Genomic DNA, 15884 nt, shown 5'->3' with positions numbered 1-15884 from the left:
AAGCCTTTGATCTTATTGCTAAATACTGGTCGGGGCGACATGATTCGAACATGCGACCCTCTGATCCCAAATCAGATGCGCTACCAGGCTGCGCTACGCCCCGAAGCCGTGGATTGTAGCTCGGCGGCGGGGCCGGGGTCAAATTTTACTTTTGCACCGGCCAAGCGAGGCGCCGGCAGATGTGGGGGTCGCCGCAGGATTTGATGGATAAAAGGTTCGCTTGACTTGGTCGCAAGCGCTGACATAATCCGCACACCGCAGCGGCCAGGCCCCGCGCCCGGTCAGGCGCACAGGCAATCCGTGCCGCTAGCGGGACTGGCGCCGAACATGAGAATAAGAGTGCCCTCGCCACGATCGCGAGGCCCAGCCCCTGTCCGCCGGGGCGCATGAAGACGGTCAGAAGCTTAAAAAGAAAGAATGGCGAAAACCTCGGGTCCGCGCGGGTCCCGGGGCGCATGGTGGCGTGACGGAACGCTGCCTGCCAAGTTGGACGGGGAAATCATGTTTCAGTCGCAGGTTAGTGTGCTGGTCGCGGGCCTATTCGGGTTGCAGATGGCGGTGGTGTTCGCAGTCTTGCAGCGCACACCCGGCATGGGCCGCGCCGGTTTGAATTCTTGGGTGACCGGCGCGTTGCTGGTCACCGCAGCCACCGTCTTGCTCGCTGCGCAGGACTATCTGCCGGAATGGCTTACGCTCAATCTGGTGGATCTGGTCATGACGGCGGCTTTGTCCTTGATGGTCTATGGCACGCGCCGCTTTTTCGGCAAGCGCGGGGGTGCGGCTGCGCTCTGCTTGCTGAACCTTGCCGTGCTGGCCAACGCCGCGTACTTCGATTGGGCGGGCGTGTCGCCGGCGGAGCCGGCGCTCGTCTTTATCCTGGCCAATACCTATCTTCCGCTGTTGTTGCTGCGCGTGGTGGCGCCGCAAGTGCGCGCCAGGCGCGGCACCGGCCGCCTGGCGGCGCTGTCGCTCGGGCTGATCGCGCTCGCTTGCGCGGTCATGGGCCTCTATCAAGCCATCGACCTCAAGCTGCTCCCCGCTGGCCTGGCCTGGCTGGCAAAGCGCCCGCCCCGGGAAACCTTTGCCGTTCTGCACGCCTTTGGCATTGTCAGCCTGGCCGTGAGCTTCGCGCTGCTTGCCCACGATAGCCTGCGCCGACGTCTGGAGCACCGCGCCAGCTATGACGACCTGACCGACGTCCTGTCGCGCGGCCCTTACTGGGAGGCGCTGGAAGAGGCCTGCAAGCAAGCGGACCGCCAGCAACGCCCGCTGACCGTGGCGTTCATCGACCTGGATCATTTCAAGGCCATCAATGATCTCTATGGCCATCTGGCCGGCGACAGCGTGCTGCGCCACTTCAGCGGCTTGCTGCGCAAGTCGGTGCGCGCGGACGATTTCGTCGGCCGGCTGGGTGGGGAGGAGTTTGGCATCGTGATGCCCGGCACCGCGCTGGACCAGGGCCGGGCGATCAGCCTGCGCCTGAGTGCGCTTGTGCGCACCACGCCGTGCCCTTCCGAGCCGGATGCGATTTCCTACACGGTAAGCATCGGCATGGCGGAGCGGCTGCCGGGGGAGGGGGCGGATACGCTCATGCGCCGCGCCGACAATGCCCTCTACGATGCCAAAACCATGGGGCGCAACTGTGTGTCCACGCAACCCATTGACCGGCTTGCCGGCATGGCCACGACGCCGCGAATGCGGGTTTCGCAGGCATCCTGAGCCGGGCTGTGTCGGGCCGCATGCCGACACGGTAGGATCGGCCGCGGGGCTGAGGTAGAATACCGGGCTTCGCATGCTAAGCCGTTCAGCAGCATGCGAAGCCCTCTGCATTTCAGTAGTTCCTCCTGTCCGCCCTTAGCTCAGTTGGATAGAGCACTCGCCTTCTAAGCGAGCGGTCACACGTTCGAATCGTGTAGGGCGGACCATTTTCTCCCGCATTCCTCAGCATTCCCCCAGCATTCTCCATCGCCCAGAGGCGCCATCGCATCGCGAACTCAGGCGATGGGCTGCCGATGGCCGCCAGTCCGGTCTAAGATTTCGGGGATGTCGTGGTTTTTTCTGGCACGGCGCCTTTCCCGAGGCTAGTCCCATGGCGAAGTTCAACACAGGTGCAGGCAGGAAGCTCCGTTACTGGCTGGCCGGCGGCGCGTGCCTGCTGATGCTGGCCGCCATTGCCCGCCATGCCTTGTTCCTGGCGGTCGAGGAGGACGCGTTCGAGCCCAAGCCGGCCGATGCGGCCGACGCGATGACGCCGGACCGCCTGGGGGTCGCGTCGCGCCAGTTCGCGTTTGCCAGCGGCGCGCGCATGCTGCGCGCCTCTTGCGTCCTGGCTCAGGGCGGTGACGCGCCCGCCGTGCTGATCTACCACGGCGACGAGGAAAACTTGTCGGACTGGGCCAGCGCGCAGGCGTTGCTCTACCACAATGGGATCTCGTCCTGCGTATTCGACTACAGCGGCTATGGCGCCAGCGGCGGCAAGCCCGGCGTGGTCAACCTGCATGAGGACGGCCTGGCCGCGTATGGCCAGTTCCTCGCCATGACGCCGCGTGCCAGCCGGCGCTATGTGATGGGCTTTTCGCTGGGTTCCGGGGTGCTGCTGGACGTGATCCCCGCCTTGCGCCCGGCGCCCGCTGGCCTGGTGATTGCCGCCGGCTTCACGTCCGCACGCGAGGCGGCGGTGGTGACCGGGCGGGTGCCGGCGTGGGTGGCAAGGCTGCTTCCGGAACCGTGGGACAACGAGGACCAATTGCGAAATTCAATGCTGCCGCTGCTGCTTGTGCACAGCCGCGCGGACGAAGTGATTCCCTTTGCATATGCCGAGCGGCTGGAGCGCGCCGCCGGTGGCCCCAGCCGGCTGGTGGCGCTGTCGGCGCTGCCGCACGATGCGGCGATCCTGCCGGAGCGCCAGGACGCGTTCTGGGCGCCTATCGTCACCTATCTGCGCTCGGGCTGCCTGGGCGGGCAGGTCGCCAAATAGGCCGCGCACGCTGTGCCGCCGGGCGGGCACGAAAAAGGGGCGTCGGCCAAAGCCGCACGCCCCTTTTTCGCGATGGCCGCCGTGAGAGGCGGCCGCGCCGGGATTACGCTTCTTCGGGCAGGCTCGCACCCACGGTATTGAAGCCGGCGTCCACGTAGGTGATCTCGCCGGTCACGCCGCTGGACAGGTCCGACAGCAGGAAGGCGGCCACGTTGCCGACCTCGTCGATGGTCACATTGCGGCGCAGCGGCGCTGCCTCCTCGATGTGGCCCAGCAGCTTGCCGAAGCCCTTGATACCGGATGCGGCCAGGGTCTTGATCGGGCCGGCGGAAATGCCGTTGGCACGAATGCCGCGCGGGCCCACCGAAGCGGCCAGGTAGCGCACGCTGGCTTCCAGTGATGCCTTGGCCAGGCCCATGGTGTTGTAGTTCGGGACCACGCGCTCCGCGCCAAGGTAGGTCAGCGTCAGCAGCGAGGCCTTGTCAGACAGCATGGGCAAGGCGGCCTTGGCCAGCGCGGGGAAGCTGTAGGCGGAGATGTCGTGCGCCATGCGGAAGGACTCGCGCGAGAGGCCTTCCAGGAAGTCGCCGGCGATGGCTTCGCGCGGCGCGAAGCCGATCGAGTGCACCAGGCCATCGAGCTTGTCCCAGCTTTGGCCAAGCGCGGCGAAGGTGGCGGCGATCTGTTCGTCGCTGCCAACGTCGCATTCGAATACCAGGCTGCTGCCAAATTCCTTGGCGAAGTCGTTGATGCGGTCCTTGAAGCGCTCGCCGACATAGGTGAAGGCGAGCTCGGCGCCTTCGCGCTTGCAGGCCGTCGCGATGCCGTAGGCGATCGAGCGATTGGACAGCAAGCCGGTGATCAGGATTCGCTTACCTGCGAGAAATCCCATAACTTCTCCAATGATGTTCGAGGTGGACGGGCACGTTTCGTGCAATGGCGTCCGGGTTGCGGCGCGCACCGCGCGGCGGCTGCTTTTCAGCAGGCTGACGACCGGCAAAACAGCGGTGCCGCGTACTGGAATGTCCGGATGGCTGGATGCCAGCCGAACCCATGTAAAATTGTCTCATAACTTGACCGCGCCGCCGAAGGCTGCGGACGATCCGATTCAGGTGGAGGACCCAAACCGGATGCATATTCGCGCACGTAGACCGCTTCAGGCGGCATGGCAGCGCTTCCGCACATTTGCGGCGCTGGGCTGTGGATTAGTAGCCCTGTGTACCGCGGGTTTTCCCTTGTCAGCCGGAGCCGCCCATGGCTTCGCACAGTATGGCGGCCTCAAGTATCCCGCCGATTTCACCCATTTCGACTACGCTAACCCGGACGCGCCGCGCGGCGGCACGCTGACGCTTGCCAACCCGGACCGCCGCACCAGCTTCGACAAGTTCAACCCGTTCACGCTCAAGGGTACCTCCGCCCCGGGTGTGAACGCGCTGATGTTCGAGTCGCTGTTGATTGCCAGCAGCGATGAAACCGCCAGCGCCTATGGCTTGCTGGCGGATGACGTGACCGTGGCGCCGGACGAACTGTCCGTTACCTTCCACATCCGGCCGCAGGCGCGTTTCAGCAACGGCGATCCGGTGCTGGCCGGCGACGTCAAGTACTCCTACGACATGCTGATGAGCAAGGCATCCAGCCCTGGCTACCGCAGCATGTGCACCGACGTGAAGGCCGTCACGGTGGTGGATTCGCGCACGGTACGGTTCGATTTCAGGCAGCGCAACATCGAGCTGCCGCTGATCGTTGGCTCCTTGCCGGTGTTCTCCAAGAAGTGGACCGCCACGGTGCCGTTTGACAAGCTGACCTTCGAGGATCCAGTGGCCAGCGGGCCTTACCTGATCGAGCGCTACGATGCCGGGCGCGGCATCACCTTCAAGCGCGATCCGTCGTACTGGGGCAAGGACCTGGCGGTGCGCCGCGGCACTTTCAACTTCGACCGGGTGGTCTATCGCCTGTACAAGGACGAGACCGCCAAGCTCGAAGCCTTCAAGGCTGGCGAGTTCGATGCCATCGTCGAGTACAAGGCCAAGAGCTGGGCCAAGAGCTACGAGGGCAAGCGCTTTTCCAATGGCGAACTGCTCAAGACCGATTTTCCGCACCGCAACGGAGCCGGCATGCAAGGCTTCGTCATGAACATGCGCAAGCCGATGTTCCAGGATGTGCGGGTGCGGCAGGCCCTGATCCTGGCGCTGGATTTCGAGTGGCTCAATCGCCAGCTGTTCTATGGCGCGTATCGCCGCCTCGATAGCTGGTTTTCCAACAGCGAGCTGGCCGCCAGCGCCACGTTCGACGGCCGGCCCGGCCCCGGCGAGCTGGAACTGCTCGAGCCGCTGCGCGCGCAGCTGGCGCCCGAGGTGTTTGGCCCCATCGTGTCGATGCCCACCACCAATCCGCCGCGTTCGCTGCGCGACAACCTGCGCGATGCGCGCCGGCTGCTGGCACAGGCCGGCTGGACCTACGCGGATGGTGCGCTGCGCAATGCCAAGGGCGAGCCATTTGTCTTCGAGTTCCTGGACGACGGCGGGGCCATGAGCCGCGTCATCACCACCTACGTGCGCAACCTGGAAAAGCTGGGGATCGAGGTGAACCAGCGCACCACCGATTTCGCGTTGTACCAGAAGCGGCTGGAAGACTTCGACTTCGACATGGTGTCGATCCGTTTCCCTGATTCGCAGAGCCCGGGCAACGAGTTGCGCGACCGCTTCAACAGCGAGGCGGCCGGCACGCCTGGCTCCGACAATCTGTTTGGCCTGAAATCGCCGGCGATCGACCGCTTGGTGGACAATGTCCTGCACGCCCATACTCGCGAAGAACTGATCAATGCCGGGCGTGCGCTGGACCGCGTGCTGATGCACGGCTACTACATCGTGCCCAACTGGTATAGCGCGTCGCATCGGGTGGCATACCGGAAAGAGCTGGTCTATCCGCAGCGCCTGCCGTACTACTACACGGCGGAGGGCTGGGTCCTGAGCAACTGGTGGCGTGCCGACACCAAGCCGGCCGCACAATAAGCGCGACAAGGAAACAAGATGCTCGCCTATCTGCTCAAGCGCGTACTGTTGATGATCCCGACCCTGCTCGGCGTCATCACGCTGACCTTCGCGGTGATCCAGTTCGTTCCGGGAGGGCCGGTCGAACAAATGATGCTGGAACTCAAGGGGCGGGGTGGCGGTGGCGGGGAGGCCAGCGGCGGCGGCGCGGAGTATCGCGGCCGGCGCGGCGTGGACCCCGACAAGATCAAGGAGATCCAGGCCCTGTATGGCTTCGACAAACCGCCGCTGGAGCGCTATTTCATGATGCTCAAGCGCTTCGCCCGGTTTGACCTGGGGCAGAGCTATTTCCAGCACCGTAGCGTGTGGGAGCTGGTGAAGTCGAAGATGCCGGTCTCGGTCAGCCTGGGGCTATGGACCTTTTTCCTGACCTACCTGATATCGGTGCCGCTCGGCATATCCAAGGCGATCCGGGCGGGCAGCCGCTTCGATGTCGTGACCAGCATGGTGGTGCTGGTGGGCTATGCCATTCCAGGCTTCGTGCTGGGCGTGTTGCTGCTGGTGCTGTTCGGAGGCGGTACCTTTGTGCAGTGGTTCCCCTTGCGCGGCCTCACATCGGATAACTGGGACCAGCTCACGCTGATGGGCAAGGTGATGGATTACCTGTGGCACCTCGTGCTGCCGATCACCGCCTCGGTGGTGGGCAGCTTCGCGGTCGTCACCATGCTGACCAAGAACGCGTTCCTGGAAGAGATCCGCAAGCAGTACGTCCTGACCGCCCGCGCCAAGGGGCTGGCGGAGCGGCGCGTGCTCTGGAAACACGTCTTCCGTAACGCGCTGATTCCGCTCGTGACCGGTTTCCCGGCAGCCTTCATCGGCGCTTTCTTCACCGGCTCCCTGCTGATCGAAACCCTGTTTTCGCTCGACGGGCTTGGCCTGCTGTCCTACGAGGCGGTGCTGCGGCGGGATTATCCTGTTGTGCTGGGCACGCTCTACCTGTTCACCCTGATCGGCCTGGTGACGCGGCTGATCTCCGACGTTTGCTATGTGATGGTCGACCCGCGCATCCACTTCGAGGCGGTGCACCGATGAAATTCAGCTCGCGCACGCTCCCCAACGGGCTGCCGCATTCCCTGTCACCGCGCCAGCGCGCCTGGCAGCGCTTTCGCCGCAATCGCCTGGGCTACTGGAGCCTGATTCTCTTCGTCGCCATTTTCCTGCTGAGCATGGTTGCCGAGACCTTGTCCAGCGATCGGCCGCTGGTAGTGAAGTACAAGGGCGAGTGGTATTTCCCCATCGTCAAGACCTACGCCGAGAGCACCTTCGACGGGGACTTTCCCACCAAGGCTGACTATCTCGATCCGTTTATCCGCGACCGCATCACCAGCAACGGCAATTTCGCCATTTTCCCGCCCAACCGGTACTCATACGACTCGATCAACTATTTCTCCAAGGAGCCGAACCCGGCGCCGCCTTCTGCGGAGAACTGGCTGGGTACCGATGACCGCGGGCGCGATGTGCTGGCGCGGCTGCTCTATGGGTTCCGCGTCTCGGTGCTGTTCAGTCTGGCGCTGACGTTGATCGGCGTGGTGATCGGCACCTTGACGGGCGCGCTGATGGGTTTCTTCGGCGGGCGCTTCGACCTGATCTCGCAGCGCGCCATCGAGATCTGGAGCTCGATGCCCGAGCTCTACTTGCTGATCATCTTCGCGTCCATCTTCACGCCGAGCCTGGCGCTGCTGATTATCCTGCTTTCGCTGTTCGGCTGGATGGGTTTGTCCGACTACGTGCGCGCCGAGTTCTATCGCAACCGCTCGCTCGACTACGTCAAGGCGGCGCGGGCGCTGGGACTGTCCAATGTACAGATCATGTGGCGCCATATCCTGCCCAACAGCCTGACACCGGTCATCACCTTCCTGCCATTTCGCATGAGTGCGGCCATCCTGGCCCTGACCAGCCTCGACTTCCTCGGCCTCGGCGTGCCACCCACCACGCCAAGCCTGGGCGAGCTGCTGGCGCAAGGCAAGGCCAACCTCGATGCCTGGTGGATTTCCTTGTCGACCTTTGCCGTACTAGTGGTGACGCTGCTGCTGCTGACGTTCATGGGCGACGCGCTGCGCGACGCCTTCGATACGCGCCTGGGCCTGGCCCAGCTGCGCGGCCGTGTTGAGCCGAAGGCGCCAGAGGGTTCTCCCGCGGCCGAGGCGGTGTCATGAGCGCAATGCAACAAGCCGCACAGGCCACACGGGCCACGCAAGCCAGCGCCAACGACCCAACGCAACCCGCGCAAGCCAAGGGGGATGCCGGCGGCCCGCTGATGTGCATCGACAGCCTGTCAGTCACCTTCGGTCATGGCGAGGATGCCACCCGGGCGGTGCGCGATGTCAGCTTCGACCTGCGCGCCGGCGAGCGCTTTGCGCTGGTGGGCGAGTCAGGCTCGGGCAAGACTGTCACGGCGCTGGCGATGCTGCGCCTGGTGGACGATGCGCGCTACCAGGGCTCGGTGCGCTTCGAGGGGCGCGACCTGCTCAAGGTGTCGGAGCGCGAGATGCGCGGCATCCGCGGCGCCGACATCGCCATGATCTTCCAGGAGCCGATGACCGCGCTCAATCCGCTCTACACCATTGGCAACCAGATTGTGGAGACGCTGGCGCTGCATGAGGGCCTGGACCGGCGCGCGGCGCGCGAGCGTGCCATCGCGCTGCTCGAGCGCACGGGCATCAGCGACGCGGCGCACCGTTTCGACAGCTTTCCCCACCAGCTTTCGGGTGGCCAGCGCCAGCGCGCCATGATTGCCATGGCGCTTGCCTGCCGGCCCAAGCTGCTGCTGGCCGACGAGCCCACCACGGCGTTGGACGTCACCATCCGGGTCCAGATCCTGGAGTTGCTGCGCGACCTGCAGGCGGAGTTCGGTATGGCCGTGATGCTGATCACGCACGACCTCAACCTGGTGCGGGCCTTCGCCCAGCGAGTGGGGGTGATGGAGAAGGGCGTGCTGGTCGAGGTTGGCGAGACTGCCGCGATCTTCGCAGCGCCCCAGCATCCTTACACCCGCAAGCTGATCGACAGCCGTCCGCGGCGCGAGGTGCTTCCGCTTGTGCCGCTAGCCCCCGTGTTGCTGGAGGCGCGCGGCTTGTGCGTGAACTATGCGCGCAAGCGCCGCGGCCTGGCCGGATGGTTTGGCCGCGACCAGTTTGCCGCCGTCAAGGACGTGAATTTCGCGCTGCGCGAGGGCGAGACCATCGGCATCGTGGGCGAGTCGGGCTCAGGCAAGACCACGTTGGCCCATGCGGTGCTGAACCTGCAGCGCCGCGGCGCCGGGGATATCCAGTTCCTGGGCAAGAGCCTGGACGAGGTCTCCCGGCGCGAGCGCAGCGCCTTGCGCTCGCGCTTGCAGGTGGTGTTCCAGGATCCGTTCGGCTCGTTGTCGCCGCGCATGACCATTGAGCAGATCGTGGGGGAGGGCCTGGCCCTGCACCAGCCTGGCTTGTCGCGCGATGCCATGCGCCAGCGCGTCACCGAGGCGCTGCGAGAGGTAGGCATGGACCGCACTGCCCTGGGGCGGTATCCGCACGAGTTTTCCGGCGGCCAGCGCCAGCGCGTTGCCATCGCGCGCGTGCTGATCCTCAAGCCGCAGGTGCTGGTGCTCGACGAACCCACCTCGGCGCTCGACGTGTCCATCCAGCAGCAGGTGCTGGCGCTCCTGACGCAATTGCAGCGCAAGTACAACCTGAGCTATCTCTTCATCAGCCACGATCTCGCGGTGATCCGCGCCATGGCGCACCGCGTCATCGTGATGAAGTCCGGCGAGGTGGTCGAAGCAGGGGATACCGAGGCCGTCCTGGGTGCTCCGCAGCACGCATATACCCGCAAGCTCATGATCGCGGCCGAAATTGGTGCGAGCGACCCGACGCCGCCACAACTTGGTGCAGCTGAACTCAGGGTGTCACCCGATTGACCTGCGGTTGACATAATCAAACCGAGAAAGCATCTGCGACTTTCGTCGTATAGCCTTGATTGCAAAGCGTTTTATTTGAATTTTGTAACGAACTTTGACATGTGGATGACAACCTTATACCATCCGGCGAGAACTATTTTCGGGGGTGGTTCGCGCGTCGCTTATGCGTGTGGCGAGTGGTTTGCATCACTTGGTCCGCTTTTTGCGTGCGAGTCATCCCATTGATTTCAAGCCCGCCCGGTGTGTTTTCCCGGGGGCGGTCAAGAACGATTCATCAGGAGAACCAATGCAGCGAATGCTTCATTCCCTGGCGCGCGGCGCCGTAGGAATTGCCATTGCCTGCGGTGCCACTCTATCGAATGGAGTGCTGGCTGATACGGTGTTCAAGGATCCCGACGCCCGCATCGATGCACGTACCGAACTGAGTGCGGACCCGCATCCGGAAGGCAAGCGCGGCTTGCTTTCTTCGGTCATGAATTCCACCAGCCATGTGGCCAGCAAGGCCGGCGACCTGGTCATGAATGCCCTCGGGCTGATTGGCGTGCGCTACCGCTTCGGTGGCAACAGCCCCGAATCGGGCCTGGACTGCAGCGGCTTCGTTCGCTACGTGTTCAATGACACCTTTGGCTTTGTGCTGCCGCGCCGCTCGGTCGAGATGAGCCAGGTCGGCACCACCGTGGCATCCAACGACCTGCGCCCCGGCGACCTGGTGTTCTTCAACACCATGCGCCACACCTTCTCGCATGTTGGCATCTATATTGGCGACAACAAGTTCGTCCACGCGCCGTCCACCGGCAGCAAGATCCGCGTCGACGACATGCGTGCCTCGTATTGGGTGACGCGCTATAACGGCGCGCGCCGTATCGATGACGCGCCGCAGGACAGCGGCAGTGCCAACAACCTTGGCAATATGGTCGAGACCCTGAAGCGTTTCGATCCGAATGCAGTCAATCGCCCGCTCTACGGCGGCTGATCGGCGCGCGGACGCGGTCCGCGCCAGTCAAGGAAAAAGGACTGCCACGCAGTCCTTTTTTCGTTTGTGCTGCCTGCCGCTTACTGCGCGGCTACTGTGCCGGCGGGCCGCAGCCGTGCCTGGGCGAGCTTGTCGCGCAGGCTCGCCATCACGGCGGCGGCGGCTTGCTCGCCGGCCAGGATGGCGCGGTTGCGCGAGTTGAAGTCGCTGCCGCTCATGTCCGGCAGGTCGGGGCGGATCACAATGTCGGCTCGCGCCAGCGCCATCTTGCTGATCGACTGCCCCATGATGGCGGTGGTCTGTAGCAATACGCCGCTCTGGCCATTGCTTTTCTGGCTGGAAGGCTCGGCGGAGATATTCACGGCAATCACGAAGTCCGCGCCCATGGTACGCGCGGAGTCCACCGGCACGGGCTCGACCAGGCCACCGTCCACATAGTCGTGTCCCTGGATCGAGACTGGCTGGAACACCCCCGGCACGCTACTCGACGCACGCACCGCCTGGCCCGTATTGCCGCGCCGGAACAGGATGCCCTGGCCGGTCTTGAGATCGGTGGCGACGATGCCCAGCGGCAGTTTCATGGACTCGATGGAGCGATTGGCGATCAGCTTGTTCACATAGTTCTGCAGCGCCTCGCCCTTGAGCCAGCCGCCGAAACGGGTGCCAAAGGGCAGGGCCCAGTCGGCGATGGCGGCTTCGTCCATCGTCAGCGCCAGCTTGTTGAGCTGGAAGCCGCTCATGCCCGAAGCGTAGAGCGCTGCGACCACCGCGCCCGCGCTGGTGCCGGTGACGAGGTCCGGGTGGATGCCTTGCGCCTCCAGCGCCTTTATCACGCCGATATGGGCAAAGCCGCGCGCGGCGCCGCCGCCAAGCGCGAGGCCGATCCTGATGGGGCGAGGTGGCACCACGGGCACCAGGGACGGCACGACCGGTGTTTCCGGTGTGGCGGTGAGGGTGCCCGGCCTGGGGCCAAAGGAGCAGGCGGCCAGCAGTGCTGCCGCGCCGGCGCCAAGGAAATTGCGTCGTTGCATGGATAACCGAGGGAAGAGAAGTGGCGCATTAGGCATAGCTAGCGCCGCGACGGCAGGAATGTGCCGTCCGCGCTGGCCACGCGTCCCGCGCGACAGCATTCAGACCGGGCAGAGCATAAATGATTCCGCGCGGCCGGGCATCCCGGCGCCGGATGGGGCGGGATGCCGCGCCCTGCTTGCTATAATGCGGCGATCCTACACTCCGGCCTGCGCGCATTCGTGCGCGGGCTTTTTTGTTTCATTCCTCTATGACACAACAACGCGTCCGCACCCGCTTCGCGCCGAGCCCGACCGGCTTCATTCACCTCGGCAATATCCGCTCCGCGCTCTACCCCTGGGCCTTTGCGCGCCGCATGAAGGGCGATTTCATCCTGCGCATCGAGGACACGGACGTCGAGCGTTCTTCGCAGGGATCGGTGGACGTGATCCTGGAAGGCATGGCCTGGCTCGATCTCGATATCGACGAAGGCCCGTTCTACCAGATGGAGCGCATGGACCGCTATCGCGAGGTGGTCAAGCAGATGCTGGACAGCGAGCTGGCCTATCCTTGCTACATGAGCACCGAAGAGCTGGACGCGCTGCGCGACGCGCAGCGCGAGCGCGGCGAGAAGCCGCGTTACAACGGGTTCTGGCGTCCCGAGCCGGGCAAGGTCCTGCCGGCGCCGCCGGCCGGCGTGCAGCCGGTGATCCGCTTCAAGAACCCGATTGGCGGCAGCGTGGTCTGGGACGATGCGGTCAAGGGCCGGATCGAAATCTCCAACGACGAGCTGGACGACCTGGTGATCGCGCGCCCGGACGGCACGCCGACCTATAACTTCTGCGTGGTGATCGACGATCTCGACATGCGCATCACCCACGTGATCCGCGGCGACGACCACGTCAACAACACCCCGCGCCAGATCAACATTATCCGCGCACTGGGTGGCGTTGCCCCCGTGTACGCGCACTTGCCGACCGTGCTCAACGAGCAGGGCGAGAAGATGAGCAAGCGCCATGGCGCCATGCCCGTGACCGGCTACCGCGACGAAGGCTATCTGCCCGAGGCCGTCCTAAACTATCTGGCCCGCCTGGGCTGGGCACATGGCGACGCCGAGATCTTCTCGCGCGAGCAGTTCGTGGAATGGTTCGACCTGGAGCACCTGGGCAAGTCGCCGGCGCAGTACAACCCGGAAAAGCTGGCCTGGCTGAACAACCACTACATCAAGGTAGGCGACAATGCGCGCCTGGCCGGGTTGACCCAGCCGTTCATCGAGGCGCTGGGTGGCAAGGTGGAGGGCGCAAGCCTGGAGGGTGTCATCGGGCTGGTGAAGGACCGTGCCAATACCCTGAAGGACGTGGCTCAGGCCGCGCTGCTGTTCTACCGCGGCGAGCCGCAGCCGGATCCGGCGCTCAAGGCAGAACACCTCAACGCCGACATCCTGCCGGCACTGCAGGCCCTGGCCACGCGGCTGGCGGCACTCACCGAGTGGAAGCGCGAGGAGATCAGCGCGGCCTTCAAAGCGGTGCTGGCCGAGTTCGGCCTGAAGATGCCCAAGCTGGCCATGCCGGTCCGCCTGCTGGTGGCGGGGCAGTTGCAGACGCCTGCCATCGATGCCGTGCTGGAGTTGTTTGGGCGCGATACGGTGCTGCGCCGCATCCAGGCCGGGCTCGCCTGAAATAATTTGCAGAAATTCCTGACAGGGGCTTGCGCTACTGCCAGGAATTCAGCATAATCTTGTTCTCCCTGCAGCGCGGACAAAAACCAAGCGGGCATAACGGATGGAAGCGATAAGAAGTAATCCCGCAGTAATGTGGATCGCAGAAAAAAGTTAAAAAAAGGGTTGCAAAAAAGCAAGGTTGTTTATATAATCTTGTCTTCGCTGAAACGAAGAAACAAACGCGAAACGCTGCGAAGGCGGCGGCAGAAAAAAGAAGTGGGCGGTAACGTAGTACCATGGGGCTATAGCTCAGCTGGGAGAGCGCTTGCATGGCATGCAAGAGGTCAGCGGTTCGATCCCGCTTAGCTCCACCAAAATGCCGGAAGTTTCGAGTGTAGTAAATCGAGATTTCCAGGATTCTGTGAAAATCTTGTTTTTGGGATATTCACGGTGCCAGACGGAATAAGTCGAAAGACAAGTTTCTGTCCCCATCGTCTAGAGGCCTAGGACATCACCCTTTCACGGTGAGTACAGGGGTTCGAATCCCCTTGGGGACGCCAAATAACGAACGTAACCAAACGTTCGGTTTGTCGTCGAAAGCATCACTGTCGATGATAAGTAAGAGTATGGAGTGGTAGTTCAGTTGGTTAGAATACCGGCCTGTCACGCCGGGGGTCGCGGGTTCGAGTCCCGTCCACTCCGCCAAAACTAAACCCGCATGGTTATGCCATGCGGGTTTTTTCTTTTGCCGTTCGGCATTCACTCGATCAGTTTCCGATAATCCCTGCTATTTGATTCGGCTCGCGCATGGTGGTGGTGCGGCGACATTATGCCGGGCCATGCCTGATAGCCAGGCAGGCATTATCGCGTTGTGGCTGGTCGCGGTCTGCGCTTGTTCGGCTATATGCCCTTGTCGCAGCGGAGATAATCCATCCGCTGCGCGTTCCAGGCTTGCTCAGCTTGTACGGCGCCGGCTGACTGTGACGAAGTAGCGCACCAGCAGCGAGCCGGCGATCGCGAGGCTGATGCTGTTAGCCAGCCAGAACCCCGCTGCTCCACGCGTGAAGGCGGGCAGGGCATCGATCAGGCCAAAGCCCAGCACGTAGCCGCCCCCCAGGCCGACTCCCCAGAGAGATATCGCGTAGATCAAGGTCGGCACCAGTGCGATCTTGTAGGCGCGCAGGATGAATGCCGTCATGACCTGGACCGCGTCGAATGCTTGGTAGAAGGCGATGAACAACATGAGAGGAAGGGCGGCGCGTACCACTGCCGGATCCTTTGCGTAGGCATGCAGCAGCGGTTCTCGCAGGATCCACAGCAGGCCGCCGACCATGATCGCCAGCGTAGCTGCCAGGCAGATGCCGCGGCGGGCAATACGGCGTGCGCTGTCCTGATCGCGCGCACCGATGGACTGTGCTACCAGCGTGGAGGTGGCAATCGCCAGCGACAGCGGCAACATATAGGCCACGGCCCCCAGGTTGGCAATGATCTGGTGGCCAGCCAGCACCACGGTGCCCATGCGCGTGATGAAGATCGACATCAACGTAAACGAGGTGATCTCGATCAGGTAGGTCAGCCCCATCGGCACGCCCAGGCGCAGCAGTGCGCGGATCGGCCGCGCTTGCGGCCACGCCCAGCTGGAAAAGATCTGCAAAGGGCGGTAGGCCGCGTTGCGCCGCAGGATCAGGATGCCGGAGATGCACCAGATCCAGCTGATCAGCGCCGAGGCGAGCGCGCAGCCCGGCCCGCCCATCGGGGCCAGGCCGAAGCCACCGTCGATGAACCAGGCATTGAGCGGAATCTTTACTACCAGCCCGACGAGCTGCAGTACGGTCACCATGATCGGGCGCGACAAGGCGTTGTTGAGCGCGGAGTAGATGCGAAAGCCCAGTGCGGCCGGCAAGCCAAACGCCTGGATATGCAGGTACTGCGTTGCCTTCTCGACCAGCTCCGGCGGTGCCTGGGCAAACTCCAGCAGCGGGCCGGGGAACAACAGCAGCAACATGCCGGGGATGGCCAGCGCCAGTCCCAGCCAGGCGGCCTGTCTGACTTCATTGCCAATTTCCGCCGCGCGCCCGGCGCCATGGAGCTGACCGGCGATCGGGGAAAGCGCCTGCAGCACGCCCATCAAGCTGATGTAGACCGTGATGTAGATGGACCCGCCCAGCCCCACGGCGGCCAGGTCGATGGCAGAGGCTCGCCCGGCCATGATGGTGTCGATCACGCCAAAGGCGATCACCGCAAGCTGGCCGACCAGGACCGGCGCGGCCAGCACGGAAATGCGGCGGATATCGTGGAACATGCTCATGCGGGCAGGC

At 63.9% G+C, this 15884-nt stretch carries 11 protein-coding genes and 5 tRNA genes; 12 read left to right on the top strand and 4 right to left on the bottom strand.

Translation table 11 applies throughout. The features are described from left to right. Nucleotides 1-26: 26 nt before the first annotated feature. Nucleotides 27-103, bottom strand: a tRNA-Pro gene (locus AC1Q7Q_RS17235). A gap of 398 nt (nt 104-501) precedes the next feature. Here AC1Q7Q_RS17235 and AC1Q7Q_RS17230 point away from each other — a divergent pair. The 3 genes from AC1Q7Q_RS17230 (at nt 502) to AC1Q7Q_RS17220 (ending at nt 2977) form a co-directional block, all read left to right on the top strand. Continuing rightward, on the top strand, nt 502-1719 hold the full coding sequence (locus AC1Q7Q_RS17230) for a GGDEF domain-containing protein (RefSeq protein WP_492373890.1): 1218 nt from the start codon (nt 502-504) through the stop codon (nt 1717-1719). A 129-nt stretch (nt 1720-1848) separates the two neighbouring features. Further along, nucleotides 1849-1925 (top strand) — tRNA-Arg (locus tag AC1Q7Q_RS17225). Nucleotides 1926-2089: 164 nt separating this feature from the next. Further along, complete coding sequence (locus AC1Q7Q_RS17220; protein WP_492373889.1) at nt 2090-2977, top strand: alpha/beta hydrolase; 888 nt, start codon at nt 2090-2092, stop codon at nt 2975-2977. Nucleotides 2978-3080: 103 nt separating this feature from the next. Here the strand turns inward: AC1Q7Q_RS17220 and fabI are convergent, their stop codons facing one another. Beyond that, nucleotides 3081-3869: an enoyl-ACP reductase FabI gene (gene fabI, locus AC1Q7Q_RS17215; RefSeq protein WP_492373888.1), complete on the bottom strand. Its 789-nt coding sequence runs from the start codon at nt 3867-3869 to the stop codon at nt 3081-3083. Nucleotides 3870-4107: 238 nt separating this feature from the next. Between fabI and AC1Q7Q_RS17210 the strand changes: the two genes are divergently transcribed. The 5 genes from AC1Q7Q_RS17210 (at nt 4108) to AC1Q7Q_RS17190 (ending at nt 10898) form a co-directional block, all read left to right on the top strand. Then, a complete protein-coding gene (locus tag AC1Q7Q_RS17210; RefSeq protein ID WP_492373887.1) occupies nt 4108-5988 on the top strand; it encodes an extracellular solute-binding protein in 1881 nt (626 codons plus the stop codon). An 18-nt stretch (nt 5989-6006) separates the two neighbouring features. After that, nucleotides 6007-7059: a microcin C ABC transporter permease YejB gene (locus AC1Q7Q_RS17205; protein ID WP_043347554.1), complete on the top strand. Its 1053-nt coding sequence runs from the start codon at nt 6007-6009 to the stop codon at nt 7057-7059. Continuing rightward, nucleotides 7056-8183, top strand: a complete 1128-nt coding sequence (locus AC1Q7Q_RS17200) for an ABC transporter permease (RefSeq protein WP_150983329.1) — start codon at nt 7056-7058, stop codon at nt 8181-8183. The genes AC1Q7Q_RS17205 and AC1Q7Q_RS17200 overlap by 4 nt, the downstream gene beginning before the upstream one ends. A gap of 101 nt (nt 8184-8284) precedes the next feature. Next, the gene (locus AC1Q7Q_RS17195; RefSeq protein WP_492373906.1) at nt 8285-9925 is read left to right on the top strand and encodes an ABC transporter ATP-binding protein; all 1641 of its coding nucleotides are present in this window, start codon (nt 8285-8287) and stop codon (nt 9923-9925) included. A 286-nt stretch (nt 9926-10211) separates the two neighbouring features. Beyond that, entirely contained in the window at nt 10212-10898 is a 687-nt protein-coding gene (locus AC1Q7Q_RS17190; protein ID WP_150983330.1) for a C40 family peptidase, read from the top strand. Between the two features lie 80 nt (nt 10899-10978). Here the strand turns inward: AC1Q7Q_RS17190 and AC1Q7Q_RS17185 are convergent, their stop codons facing one another. Then, on the bottom strand, nt 10979-11929 hold the full coding sequence (locus tag AC1Q7Q_RS17185) for a patatin-like phospholipase family protein (protein ID WP_492373886.1): 951 nt from the start codon (nt 11927-11929) through the stop codon (nt 10979-10981). 248 nt (nt 11930-12177) lie between these two features. On the opposite strand from AC1Q7Q_RS17185, the gene gltX reads away from it, so the two are divergent. The 4 genes from gltX to AC1Q7Q_RS17165 all read left to right on the top strand — a co-directional run bounded on the left by gltX (nt 12178) and on the right by AC1Q7Q_RS17165 (nt 14271). Further along, entirely contained in the window at nt 12178-13584 is a 1407-nt protein-coding gene (gltX, locus tag AC1Q7Q_RS17180; protein WP_492387189.1) for a glutamate--tRNA ligase, read from the top strand. 280 nt (nt 13585-13864) lie between these two features. After that, nucleotides 13865-13940: transfer RNA gene (locus tag AC1Q7Q_RS17175), tRNA-Ala, on the top strand. A 110-nt stretch (nt 13941-14050) separates the two neighbouring features. Continuing rightward, nucleotides 14051-14126: transfer RNA gene (locus AC1Q7Q_RS17170), tRNA-Glu, on the top strand. 68 nt (nt 14127-14194) lie between these two features. Beyond that, nucleotides 14195-14271: transfer RNA gene (locus tag AC1Q7Q_RS17165), tRNA-Asp, on the top strand. Between the two features lie 250 nt (nt 14272-14521). On the opposite strand, the gene AC1Q7Q_RS17160 is transcribed toward AC1Q7Q_RS17165, so the two are convergent. Beyond that, entirely contained in the window at nt 14522-15874 is a 1353-nt protein-coding gene (locus AC1Q7Q_RS17160; protein WP_492373884.1) for an MATE family efflux transporter, read from the bottom strand. Nucleotides 15875-15884 lie beyond the last annotated feature (10 nt).

Source organism: Cupriavidus sp. GW823-FHT07A04, from assembly GCF_058794615.1.
Note: the sequence above shows the minus strand (reverse complement) of the source record. Positions and strands in the feature narration are given on the sequence as shown.